The organism is Leptothoe sp. PORK10 BA2, assembly GCF_034932105.1.
GTDB lineage: Bacteria > Cyanobacteriota > Cyanobacteriia > Phormidesmidales > Phormidesmidaceae > Leptothoe.
Window position 1 is genome coordinate 19,541 of sequence record NZ_JAYGIG010000002.1, and the last position, 12,739, is coordinate 32,279.

The window sequence follows — 12,739 nt, forward strand, 5'->3', positions numbered from 1 at the left end:
GTAAATTCACTGTCAATTAAATCTATAGAGTCAAGGACTGGGGATTATTCTCGATCAGGTCCGCCAAATCCTTCAAGAAAGCAGCACCGTCAGCACCGTAGATGATGCGATGGTCACAGGTGATGTTGACCACCATCTGCTTCTTGATCCCAAACATGCCATTGGCATCGGCGACGACCGTGGGCTTAGCACCACCTATAGCTAGAATGGAGCCCGTGCCGGGGGGCAGAATAGCATCAAAACTATTGACGCCATACATACCCAGGTTGGACAGGGTGAAGGTGCCGGTGGTGTATTCCTCGGGCTTGAGCTGCTTGCTGCGGGAGCGGGCAACTAAATCATTCCAACTGCGGGATAGGGAGTAGATGTCCATTTGGTCTGCGCCGCGTAGGACGGGAGTAATTAGGCCACCATCAGGCATGGCAACGGCGACGGCGACGTTAATGCTGCCGTTGTACTGGATACCGGCATCCGTGTAGCTGGCGTTGACGATGGGATGCTTGGTGAGGGTGACGGCCACAGCCTTGGCAAGCAGACCGGTCATGGTCACCCCCTTAGGCTTAATTTGCTTGTAGAGGGCGTCTAAACCGTCGGTGGTGATGGTGTAGCTGGCGCGGAAGACGGGGACTGAGAGGCTGGCGTTCATGTTACGAACGACGGCCTGCTGCATGGTGTTGAAAGCTGTAACCTGGCCGGGCACCGGTGGTGGGGCGGTGGGCGCGGCTAGGATGGTGGGCGCGGCGACAGCCGGAGAGGGAATAGTGGCGGCAATGGGGGTAGGTGTCTGACCGGCGGCTGTTTCGACGTCCTGGGCAATGATGCGACCGTAGGGGCCGGAGCCAACAAGGGTTTTGATGTCTACTTTGAGTTGCTTGGCTAGTTTCTTAGCGCGGGGTGAGGCGATGAGGCGGCCACTGGGGGCTGCACTGCCATTTTGGGCTGCAGCAACCGGGGTAGCGGCGGCGGCAACGGGCTCGGGCTCGGCGGCGGCGGCAGGAGCAGGAGCACTCGCAGCAGCCCCTTGCTGTTTGGCGGCTTCGATTTCGGCTTCGGTTTCGGCGAGAAGTGCGATCGCACTTCCCACAGGAGCCACACCCCCCGCTTCTACCACAATGATGGCGAGGTACCCTTCGTAGAACGATTCGACGTCCATATCAGCCTTGTCGGACTCAACGACGACAACGGTTTCGCCTTTTTCTACCTTGTCACCAGGGGCTTTTGTCCAAGAAACAATTTTTCCCTCAGTCATGGTTGAGCTAAGGGCGGGCATGAACACTTCGCGAATCATTGGGAAATTCCGGGACGGGTTAACAACAAATGGGATAACGAACCGTAGCGGCGCGCCAGCATCTTATTCTAAAAGACTTTGTGCCATTGATTAAATGGGAAGTCAAATAAAAAACCAGCGGTAAATTTACCGCTGGTTGGATTGAAAATTTGATGGGGGCCATCTAGGGGGCATCTAATGGGAATGGTGGGCAGTGTCCAACCCTACATTTCGCCGCGAATTTCTTCGATCACACCGTCGCGCAGGAGGATTTCCACCTGCATTTTTTTCACCAGGTTATCGCCAGTGGCGGCTTTGAAGAAGCCGTCGATTTGGCCTTGGCTCACTTCTTTGTTGAGCTCTAGGGTCTGTACCTGCTGCAATTGCTGGAGAATCTGATTTTTTTGCTGGAGTAGTTTATTTTTGTCTTCGTTCAGTTTGGCTTGAACGGTGGCCATCTGATTTTGCACAGTGTCGTTGGCTTCTTGCTTTTGGAGTTCGCTCACCATGCGTTGGCCCTGCATTTCTAGCTGCTGCAGGCGACTGTCGACGCCGTTAATCTGCTTTTGTAGCTGGTTCTGGGCTTCTTCTTTCCAGAGGGGGGTAACGACAGCCTTGACGTTGATGACTCGCTTTAAGAGGAGTTGGGAAGTCGAAGGATCCATAGGATTATGAATAGGTAGCTTTAATGATCAATTTCACTAGGTATATTACCCTTTCAGGTATGAAAGGGAGCGATTGACAGATTTTATGTAGTTTTGGAGACTAGCATGCCACCTGGCAAACCTCATTCTGCATACCTCTGATTGGGTGCCTAATTGGGGTATCAACTGAAGCTGAAAAATCCTGACTAGGTGGGGAATCAGGGGCCAGAACCCAGAAGTCAGCGAGGCCCTGACTCCTGACTCCTGACTCCTGAATACTATTCTCTGGAAAACATCCCGCTTTGAGTTGGTACCCCCTAATTGCATTCATTCGGTCTAAGTAGGCTATGCCGACTAGGCTTCAGGTACCCAGGTCGCCTTTTTCCATCTACTGTACAAACAACTGATCAATTAGGTCCTGATAATGCTGTGTCACCACTGGACGCTTGATCTTCAGCGTCTGGGTAAGCATACCGTTTTCGATGGAAAAGGGCTCCCTCAGGAGGGTAAAGGGGCCGATGCGCTCATCGGGACGATAGCCAGGGCGGGCTTTGACTTCACGGGTAAGTTCTTGTTTAAATAGCGTTTGGATTTTGACATCGTCCAGGGCGGCGGTGTGGGCGTCGTCGAGGGTGATGCCTTGGCCGGTGGCCCACTGACTGAGGGCTTCAAGGTTGGGAACAATCAGGGCTCCGAGGACTTTTTGGTCCTGGCCGACGAGCATGATTTGGTCAATATAAGGGCTGCTGGCGCAGGCGTTTTCGATAGGCTGGGGTTCGATATTTTCGCCGTTGGTGAGGACGATGGTGTCCTTGGCTCGACCGGTGATGATCAGATCGCCTCTGGGGGTGATTTTGCCCAGATCGCCGGTGTCGAACCAACCGTCCGGGTCGATAGCTTTGGTGGTGGCGTCTGGATTTTTGTAGTAGCCCTGCATAACTTGGGGGCCTCGGATCAGGACGAGGCCTTGCTGGCCCTGGGGCAGGTCTTGGCGGCTGTCGAGGTCAACGATGCGGGTTTCGGTGCCGGGCAGGGCATTCCCATCGGCCCCCCGCAGGTTCTGCCAAGGACGGCGCACATGGGTGATGGGGGAGGTTTCGGTGAGGCCATAGCCACCGAGAATATCCACGCCGATGATTTCGTAGAAGTCTTCCAGGTGGTCGGCAATGGAACCACCGCCGCTGACGACAAAGTCGATTTGGCCGCCGGTGGCTTCGCGGACTTTTTTGTAGACCATGGTGTCGCCCAGCTTGTGGACGGGCCAGAGCACGGCAGCTTGGGTGCTGGCCATGGCTTTTTCCAGGGAGTTGGGGTTTTGGTCCAGGCTGAGGCCGTTGGCCATGCGCTTGGCGGTAATGTAGCGCTGGCTTTGGTGGAGAAAGAAGTTGATCAGCTTTTGTTTGCTGTCGGGCTGTTCGCGAAATTGCTTTTGGACGCCTTCGTAGATCGATTCCCACAGGCGGGGTACGCCCACCATATAGCGGGGTTTAAAGGCTTTGAGGTCTTTTTTGACGTGGCGGATGCTGGTGTAGATCTGGTGAACGCCCTGGGACAGGGTGAAGTATTCAAAGGTGCGTTCGTAGCAGTGCCAAATGGGCAAAATGCTCATGACTTTGGAGCCAGGGACCAACTTGACGACACTGCAGGCTCCGGATATTTGGGATAGCAGATTCCCGTGGCTGAGCATGACGCCCTTGGGTCGGCCGGAAGTACCGGAGGTATACATAAGAGTGGCTAGGGTGGTGCGATCGCAATCCACCGGCTTCACCTCCACCCCATGACCCAACTCCATAATCTGATTAAAATTCAGTAGCTTAGCCGTCGTCCCTAGCTGATCTACCTGGGGTGTTTCATCGGACAGCACAGCAATAAACCGCAGCTCCTTATCTCCTAGGCGATCGACTAGGTTAGTCAGGGTAGCCTGATCCTGCACAATCATCGCCACCGCATCACTGTTGTCGAGGATAAAGGCCAGCTCATCCTTATCCGCCTGGGAACCCCGCACTGCATCCACCGCACCCGCCGTCATAATCCCCTGATCCACCACCAGCCAGCGGGGCTGATTGTCAGAGAAAAGGGCAATTTTATCCTGGGGTTGAATGCCTAGGGTTTGTAACCCGGCAGCAAACTGCTTAATCTGCTGGGCCAGTTCCCCGTAAGTCAGACTGCGTTTGGGGGTGCCATGGGGATCTTCCAGGGCCGTTTGATCGGGAAATCGCCCCGCGACGATGGGCCAAATTTCAGCCACCGATTGGATATGGCTATAGTCAATGGACTGACTAAGGTTTTGTTGTTCCTGGGGGGCAAGGGTGGCGGCAGTTATAGCAGTCATAAAAGTGTCCTAAACCGATGTCTTAAAATACCGTGGGGGCTGGCGATAGATAGGGTGGAACCTAGAAAAACCAAAGGTTTCAGCTTGGATGTGAGGTCTTAATCAAACGGGCCACTCTGATCGGAGATCTCTGCTATCGAGCATCTCCATAAAACCCAAAACTCAAAATTAATCTACCGCTAATATTCTATCCCTGTGGATTTTATAGTTTCGTGGGTAAACCCTGCACTTGTGGTCCTACCTAGACCAGTCCGGCAACTGTCAAATCCCAGCTGCTGAACTTGGTCAGCCTTAACAATTAACGTTACGTTAAGTAACAAAACCTGTGTTCCTGAATCCATGCGTCCACTCTTTTCCGGTCCGCTGACGGTTGAATCCCTGGAGATTCCGATTCGGGATTTACCGCCAAGGCTAAAAGGTACGGTAGTTGTGCAGCTGTCAGATTTTCACTACGACGGGCAGCGATTATCAGAACAGATGTTGGCGGAGGCTATTGCCACCATCCTCAACCTCAACCCAGACTTGGTGGTTTTCACCGGCGATTTCATTACCCACGAACCTACTCCCATCCACCAACTGGCGGCTCAACTCCGACCCATCGCCCAGGCTTTTCCCACCTATGCCATCCTAGGCAACCACGATAACTACTGGCCCATGGCCCGACCGACCATCACCGCCGCCCTTACCAGCAGCAACATCCCCGTCCTTTGGAACCAAATTGCCTATCCCCTAGGCGATGACCTGGCCCTAGTCGGCCTAGCCGACTATTACCACCGGGACTTTAGCCCCCAGGTACTGGACCAGCTGCCCCCCCACCTGCCCCGCATTGTCCTTTCCCACAACCCAGACACCGCCGAGCATATGATCCCCTGGCGTGTCGATCTGCAGCTCTCAGGCCATACCCACGGTGGCCAAATCGTCATCCCCGGCCTGGGTAACATGGCCTCCCATTGGTTTAACTTCCGCAAACGCTTGCCTCGGGTATTGCGCAATAGCCGACTGCCCTACGTCAGTAATCGGTGTGCCAGTGCGGTCACCCATTGGGAATGGGCCATGGGGCTGCATCAAGTTGGGCAGAATACCCTCTACGTCAATCGAGGGTTAGGTACCTACGCTCCGGGTCGCTTGTTCTGTAATCCAGAAATTACGGTGATTACCTTGGTTTAGGTACAAACCTTAAAGAACCCATACATTCCCCCCACCGATCTCCCGTTTAACCAGGAACTCCTCTATCCTAGGTAAAACGATTTCTGAAACCTGCAGGTCCAATGCAAAATTTTCTGCCGATTACATATTTTGAGGGTCAGTTTTGTCCATTTGAGGAGGCCAAAATCTCCATTGCTACCCATGCGTTGCACTACGGTACGGCGGCTTTTGGTGGTTTGCGAGGCATTCCCGACCCTCAAAATGAAAATCGGGCCTTGCTATTTCGCTTAGACCGCCACTGTGCGCGGCTCAGCTCCAGTGCCCGCCTGCTAAATTTTGACCTGTCCGCAGACAAAATTCAGCATGTAATTACAGAATTTGTCAAACAGAACAGTCCCAAGACCTCCTTCTACATTCGGCCCTTTGTGTACACATCGGACCTGGGCATTGCCCCTCGACTGCACAATGTCAAAAAAGACTTTTTTGTCTATGGTCTAGAGCTGGGGGATTATCTTTCCCCCGAGGGCGTCACCTGTCGCATTAGTTCCTGGTATCGCCAAGAAGACCGTAGTCTGCCGTTACGAGGCAAAATCAGCGGGGCCTACATTACCTCCTCCCTAGCCAAAACCGAAGCCGTAGAGTCAGGCTTTGACGAAGCAATTTTGATGAACTCCCAGGGCAAGGTTAGCGAAGCCTCAGGGATGAACATATTCATCGTGCGCAACGGTAAACTGATTGCCCCAGGTTTTGAGCAGGACATCCTGGAGGGGATCACCCGCGATAGCGTACTACAGGTGGCTAAGGATTTGGGCATTGATGTGGTAGAACGTCCCGTGGACAAGTCGGAACTGCTGATTGCCGATGAGATCTTTTTGAGCGGTACAGCGGCAAAAGTGACACCGGTACGCCAGGTGGAAAACTATACGCTGTCAACGGTGCGGCCTGTGACCGATCGGATTCGCGATCAGCTCACTGCAATTACCGAAGGGCGGGATGAGCGTTACCAGGACTGGGTATTTGGGATAGACCTGGCTTAAGAGCAGTCAGTCAACAATGAGTCCTCTCAATACAGTCAGTACTCTCAGTACATTAGATGAAATATCTTAGATGGAATGGGTCTAGCTTTGTAGTTTTATACAAAGCTACATCGCGCTTTTGAAACAGTAAGTTGAAATTCAACTAGCTGTTGTTTCTTCGGGATACTGTATTCAGTTCGATGATTAAAGTGATCCAGGGCTCTAAACAGAATCAGGTAAATCTCTAGACGTTTGTCAAAAGCGATGTGTGTAGGTCTTGTTCCAGTTGTTTGGTCAGCTTACAGAATTCGGTGCGGGATTGATATACCGCGATTAGGGAAGAGACCGATAGGGTAATCAGACCTGATGCAATTGCTATGAACAATTATTCCGGCTGCATGGTTTTGCCTATATCTCGTCACCAGTATATGGGGCTAACAATACTGGAAGATCAACCGTTCTTCAACTCAAACCAATTATCACGCCTAAATTGAGCCATAAGAGTTTTCTGAGAACGTCTCAGCTCGAACCAGTGCTCACGGCTGAATCAATCATTCAGAGTTTTCTGAGAACGTCTCAGCAAACTCGTGTAAGTCTGTCATTGAGCTCTAATCAATTCCTAAGTCTGAAGCTATGGAGTCTCGATATAGTGTGGATGTAACGGAAAAACGTTAAACCCAGCGTTTTGTTTTTACTGTTGATCCATTCTATTTTTTGAGGTGATTACCATGGAAGATCAAACTAAGAATATCCAGTCTGACGAGCAAGTGTCCGACGAGAAGCTATCAGAAGTTTCTGGTGGCAATAGCGTCCACAATACTCGTTTGGAGCATTTAGATAACCAGTCTAAGAGTGTCAAGGATATCCAGGAGACCCGTTTAGAGCATTTGGATAACCAATCTAAATAACTATCGCTGGGCCTATTTTAGGGTGCTGCTGGGGTACTAACTCAAAGCGGGATGTTTTTCCAAGGATAGTATTCAGAAATCAGAAGCCAGGAGTCAGGGTCTCACTGACTTCTGGCTCCGGATTCCTCACCTAGCTAGAATTTCCCGGCTTACGGTGATGCCTTAGCTGGTTTGAACCACCAGCTAAGGCATCATGCTTGCTAAGGCTTCTATGAGGATACGGTTTTCTTCATCGGTACCCACTGAAATTCGTAGCTTGTCTTCTAACCTGGGTTGATTGAAGTAACGAATGAGAATTCCCCTCTCTTTTAGTGCTAGGTAAAGGGATTCGGCATTGTTTGTGCCGGGGGTGGCTAAGACAAAATTGCCATGGGACTCAAGGACTGAAAAACCTAGATGCTTTAAGTCTTGGGATAGCTTGGTGCGTGATGCTTTGACTTGGTTGGCACGGGCAATTTTATAGGGTTGATCCCGAATGGCGGCGGCGGCTAGGGCCATTGCGATCTCATCCACATTATAACTATCCTTCACCTTAAACAGCCCCTGCAATAGGGTCGGATTTGCCAGGCCAAACCCGATCCGCAAACCCGCCAACCCATAGCCTTTGGATAGGGTGCGCAAGACAATCACGTTTTCAAACTCTTGCACCAGGGATAGGGCAGAAAACTCAGCAAAATCCACATAAGCTTCATCAATGACAACCAGGCCAGCCACCTGTTGTGCCAGGGTACGCAAATCCCGTAACGGTACCATGTGGCCAGAAGGGCTATTGGGCGTTGCAATCAGGGTAATGGCGCCCTGGGCAGCCACCAGGTCCGCCATCGGCAATTGAAAGCTGTCAGGATAGGGCACCTCCACCACGGTGGCCGTTTGCATAGCTGCCAGTGTTTTATACAGCACATAGGAGGGAGCTGGATAAACAACTTTACGCCCTTGACCCTCAGCACAGGCCCGGATTAACAAATTTAAGAGATCGTCGCTGCCATTTCCCACAATGATCCAATCCTTAGGCACCTGTAAGGTATCGCTAATGGCTTGGCAAAACTCTTTGGCATAGGGATCGGGATACCGCCTGAGATTGTCAACCTCTAGGGATTGGAGTGCCGCTTTGACCTGGGGCGAAGGCGGATAGGGGTTTTCATTACTGTTGAGCTTGATGATCTGGCTGCCCCGAGGGGGCTGTTCACCAGGCACATAGCCCGTCATGGCATCAACCGCAGAACGAAAGTAACCCATAGCAAACCTAGAAATACATAAACCTAGAAATACATCACAAAGCAAGATCAGGGCAGCCACGCCCAGGAGAATCAGCCATGATCAACGGCTTGAATGCCAGGAACTAACATCATGGCGATATGTCATGATAAAACGAGCCGATCGGTCCAAGAGGACGGGTAAAGGAATGAAGATTTTTTACTATCGTCGTCGGGATGGTCAGCCCAACTTTGGTGACGAGCTTAACACTTGGCTGTGGCCCCAGTTCCTCCCAGACTTCTTTGATGACGATGGTACAACTCAGTTTATCGGCACCGGTACCCTCATTAACCACCGCCTACCCGAACGCACCACTGACGCAAAACGCCTGATTATCTTTAGCAGTGGTGCCGGTTATGAGAAAACATTACCCACCATTCCTTCCCACTGGCAGATCGCCTGCGTGCGGGGACCTCTGTCGGCTAAGCGTCTCCAACTCCCCCGCCAAAAAGCCATTACCGATGGCGGCATTTTAGTGCGACGTTGTTTTACCCCGACAGGTCAGAAAAACAATGCCTACGCCTTCATGCCCCACATTCACCATGCCAACTTTGCCAATGTTGCCTGGAAGACATTGTGCGCAGATATGGGCATTGGCTATATTGATCCCCGTTGGCCCGTTGAGCAAATTCTCCAGGCCATTAGTCAGACAGAGGTTCTATTGGCCGAAGCGATGCACGGGGCCATTGTGGCAGATGCTCTTAGAACAGCTTGGATTCCAGTGATCACCAGCCCTAGAATTCTCAGGTTTAAATGGCAGGACTGGTGTGCCTCCATCGGCGTGCCCTATCGACCCTGGCAGTTGTTACCGCTACCGGAGTATCCCAAATATGCGCGGGGTTTGCGGTCGTCACTCCAGGCTAGCTGGCTATGGACCCAATGGGGACGGCAGACTCTGGGGCAGCCCGTGACACTGTTGAGCCGATCGACCGCAGACAGCATGGCTCGTGTAATTAGCCATGGACAGCCCACATTAAGTAAAGACATTACCCTAGAACGATTAACCACCCAGTTGGAAGAATCATTAAGCGCTTTGAAACAGCCAGGGATTTAATCATGGATCGTAGGTTGGTCTAGGGAAGTTTTAAGAGTTTATAACTTCGATAAAAATCACCATGATTTGATTTTGCTTGGCTAGACTGGAACAAAACCAGATTTTTATTACATCCATGGCGCTGATCGCTTTTTCCCAACATGTTCGATGTCGGTTGTCCATGGCTATGTTCTTGTCCTTGGGATTCTGGCATGCCCCAGCCCAGGCGGCGACCTTGAGGTTAGAGAACCTGACCTTTAGTGAAAGGGCGGGGGACTTTACCATTACAGGGGGCGAAAGAACTGCAGATGCCCTCCGGGTCTTTCAAGATGTGACCGGGCCCAATGTAGACCTGTTTATGTCCATTCAAGGACTATTGAGCGCCGACTTAATCGGGTTTAGGTTTGAATCCGTGCTCACCAATCGCACCAATACCCCCTGGGTGTTCTTTGACCATGAGCTACAGGAACAATTTGGGGTGGTCAGTCCGGAGGAAGATGGTCTGTCCTTTGCCCAAGGCTTTAGGTCGGAAAGACCGGTGTCCAATCGATTTTCCAGCGTTGATGAAGTCACCGATGTGCGAGACTTTGTCAATTTTTCTAGGGGGGTGGTAAATCCAAATGAGACGGTTACCTTTCGTTATTTCATTTTGGATAATGCCCCCAATGATCTGTTTTTCCTGAGGCAGCGGCCTAATTTTGCCTCAGGTGGTGTGGGCTTGGTCACGGTACCGCCGGTTACCCCTCCCCCGGTTGTCACTCCACCCGACCCGCCCGACCCAGTAGTTACCCCCCCACCCGTTACACCCCCTGCCCCCGTAACTGAGGTAGAGGAGGTTCCTGACCCAGTGGTGGTACCAGATCCCGTCCCAGCGCCTGTTGCGACAGTTCCAGAGCCCAACGTATTGGTGGGTTTACTGGGGTTGCTGGGGGTGAGATTATGGCGACGACGAGGGCGTTCTATAGATGCCTAGGGTGAGAGATGCCTAAGGTGAGCAGATGACTTTCCCCAGAGCTAGAGGTAAATAATGCTGACATTTGGGCGAGAACTTTGTGGCGACTTGGCTACGGCTGAATCGCGAGAATGGCTGGTGGCCAATGGCATTGGTGGCTATGGAGCGGGCACCGTGGCCGGGACATTGACTCGGCGCTACCACGGTTTGTTGGTGGCGGCTCTGCAGCCACCCCTGGGGCGGACGTTATTGGTGACTAAACTGGAGGAAACCCTATATCGGGAAAGGTATTGGGACAAACCCTATGACCTGACTACTAACCGCTGGATAGACGGCAGCGTTGGGCCTAAAGGGTATCGATTGATGGAGAGTTTTCGGCTGGAGGGTACCACCCCGGTATGGACCTTTGCCCTGGGGGATACCCGTTTGGAAAAGCGGATCTGGATGGAACCGGGGGCCAACACCACCTATGTGCGATATAAATTGCTGGGGAGTGAGGGCCTGGGGACCGTGGAATTGTCCTTGCGGGCCTTGGTGAACTACCGAGACTACCATGGCAACACCCAGGGAGACGGTTGGCAGATGGAGACGGGGCGGGTGCCCCAGGGGGTTTCTGTCCATGGGTTTGCTGGGGCTGTGCCCTATTATCTGTTGAGCGATCGCGGGGAATTTGACCTCCACCATGATTGGTATCAGGGGTTTAGTCTCCCCCTGGAGCGCTATCGAGGCTTGAACGACCGAGACGATCATCTGTGTGCTGCTAGTTTAGCGGTGGCATTAGCACCGGGGGAATCCCTGCTGTTGGCGGCCAGTACGGTGCCCGATCCATGCCTCGATGGGGAGCAAGCCCTGGCCCGACGGGTGGCCTATGAACAACAGCTTTTGGTACAGGGGATGGCGAGGACAACAGCTTTTTCTGGAAAATTTGAGCCGCCGCTGGATCAAATGCCGCTGATGCCTGCTACGGAACCATTACAACAGCTGATTTTGGCGGCGGATCAGTTTATTGTGGATCGCCCCCTGGTGGGGGCACCGGAGGGTAAAACGGTGATTGCCGGATACCCGTGGTTTGGGGACTGGGGCCGGGATACGATGATCAGTTTGTCAGGGCTCACCCTAGGGGCTGGGCGTCCCACCATTGCTCGTACCATTATTCGTACCTTTGCCCGCTATTTGGATCAGGGGATGTTGCCCAATCTGTTTCCCGATGCAGGGGAAACCCCTGAGTACAACACGGTGGATGCAATCCTCTGGTACTTTGAGGCGATTCGGGCCTATTACGAAGCGACCCAGGATGAGACTCTGCTGGAGGAGATTTGGCCTGAGCTGACGGCGGTGATCGATTGGCACCAGCGGGGCACTCGCTACAACATTCACCTGGACAGTGATGGGTTGATCTATGCCGGGGAACCTGGGGTACAGCTCACCTGGATGGATGCGAAAGTGGGGGATTGGGTGGTTACCCCTCGCATCGGTAAACCCGTCGAAATCAGTGCCCTTTGGTACAATGCCCTGCGCTGTATGGAACAGTTTGCGGGGGTGTTTGGGAAACCGGCCCAGGATTATAAAACCTTGGCCCAGCATACGCTGACGGGGTTTCAACGGTTTTGGCAGGGGGCCTACTGCTACGACGTGTTGGATGGGCCGGACGGGGATGATGGGGCGTTGCGGCCCAATCAAATTTTTGCGGTGTCGTTAGCGTTTGCTGGGGGAGATTCGGAGGGTGCCCTCCTAAGGCGGGCGCAACAGCGTGCCGTGGTGGAGATTTGCGGGCGGGAACTGTTAACCTCCCATGGGTTGCGATCGCTAGCTCCATCCCATCCCCAATACATCGGTACCTATGGCGGCAGTCCGCTCCAGCGGGACGGTGCCTATCACCAGGGCACCACCTGGGGTTGGCTCCTGGGACCCTATGCTGAGGCCCATTATCGGGTACACCAGGATGCAGCTCAGGCTCGAGCCTTACTGACGCCCCTGGTGCAACATCTCCACGGTGGGTGTGTGGGGACCCTGGGGGAGATCTTTGATGGGGATGCCCCCATGGCCCCTAAGGGGTGTTTTGCCCAGGCGTGGACCGTGGCGGAGGTGTTGAGAGTGTGGCGGTTGTTGGCGTCCTAGTTTTTTTCTAGATTTTTTTTCTAGATTTCTTGGCGGCCTTAACTCTTTAGCCCCCACTCTTTAAACTAA

General features: G+C 52.9%; 10 protein-coding genes. 6 read left to right on the forward strand and 4 right to left on the reverse strand.

The window, feature by feature from the left end; translation table 11 throughout:
* Nucleotides 1-22 precede the first annotated feature (22 nt).
* The 3 genes from VB741_RS00940 to VB741_RS00950 form a co-directional block, all read right to left on the reverse strand.
* On the reverse strand, nucleotides 23-1,288 hold the full coding sequence (locus VB741_RS00940) for a dihydrolipoamide acetyltransferase family protein (RefSeq protein WP_323363256.1): 1,266 nt from the start codon (nucleotides 1,286-1,288) through the stop codon (nucleotides 23-25).
* A gap of 203 nt (nucleotides 1,289-1,491) precedes the next feature.
* Entirely contained in the window at nucleotides 1,492-1,932 is a 441-nt protein-coding gene (locus tag VB741_RS00945; RefSeq protein ID WP_323363257.1) for a YlqD family protein, read from the reverse strand.
* 367 nt (nucleotides 1,933-2,299) lie between these two features.
* Nucleotides 2,300-4,243, reverse strand: coding sequence for an AMP-dependent synthetase/ligase (locus tag VB741_RS00950; protein WP_323363258.1), 1,944 nt, complete (start codon nucleotides 4,241-4,243; stop codon nucleotides 2,300-2,302).
* 339 nt (nucleotides 4,244-4,582) lie between these two features.
* Here VB741_RS00950 and VB741_RS00955 point away from each other — a divergent pair, with 339 nt between their 5' ends.
* The 3 genes from VB741_RS00955 (at nucleotide 4,583) to VB741_RS00965 (ending at nucleotide 7,313) form a co-directional block, all read left to right on the forward strand.
* Nucleotides 4,583-5,410: a metallophosphoesterase gene (locus VB741_RS00955; RefSeq protein ID WP_323363259.1), complete on the forward strand. Its 828-nt coding sequence runs from the start codon at nucleotides 4,583-4,585 to the stop codon at nucleotides 5,408-5,410.
* Nucleotides 5,411-5,511: 101 nt separating this feature from the next.
* Nucleotides 5,512-6,426 (forward strand): branched-chain amino acid transaminase, encoded by a 915-nt coding sequence (locus VB741_RS00960; RefSeq protein WP_323363260.1) that lies wholly within the window; start codon nucleotides 5,512-5,514, stop codon nucleotides 6,424-6,426.
* Nucleotides 6,427-7,133: 707 nt separating this feature from the next.
* Nucleotides 7,134-7,313 (forward strand): hypothetical protein, encoded by a 180-nt coding sequence (locus tag VB741_RS00965; protein WP_323363261.1) that lies wholly within the window; start codon nucleotides 7,134-7,136, stop codon nucleotides 7,311-7,313.
* 183 nt (nucleotides 7,314-7,496) lie between these two features.
* Here VB741_RS00965 and hisC read toward each other — a convergent pair whose 3' ends face one another.
* On the reverse strand, nucleotides 7,497-8,549 hold the full coding sequence (gene hisC / locus VB741_RS00970; RefSeq protein ID WP_323363262.1) for a histidinol-phosphate transaminase: 1,053 nt from the start codon (nucleotides 8,547-8,549) through the stop codon (nucleotides 7,497-7,499).
* A 166-nt stretch (nucleotides 8,550-8,715) separates the two neighbouring features.
* Here hisC and VB741_RS00975 point away from each other — a divergent pair, with 166 nt between their 5' ends.
* The 3 genes from VB741_RS00975 (at nucleotide 8,716) to VB741_RS00985 (ending at nucleotide 12,670) form a co-directional block, all read left to right on the forward strand.
* Entirely contained in the window at nucleotides 8,716-9,621 is a 906-nt protein-coding gene (locus VB741_RS00975; protein ID WP_323363263.1) for a polysaccharide pyruvyl transferase family protein, read from the forward strand.
* 115 nt (nucleotides 9,622-9,736) lie between these two features.
* Nucleotides 9,737-10,573, forward strand: a complete 837-nt coding sequence (locus VB741_RS00980; protein WP_323363264.1) for a hypothetical protein — start codon at nucleotides 9,737-9,739, stop codon at nucleotides 10,571-10,573.
* Between the two features lie 54 nt (nucleotides 10,574-10,627).
* The gene (locus VB741_RS00985) at nucleotides 10,628-12,670 is read left to right on the forward strand and encodes an amylo-alpha-1,6-glucosidase (protein ID WP_323363265.1); all 2,043 of its coding nucleotides are present in this window, start codon (nucleotides 10,628-10,630) and stop codon (nucleotides 12,668-12,670) included.
* Nucleotides 12,671-12,739 lie beyond the last annotated feature (69 nt).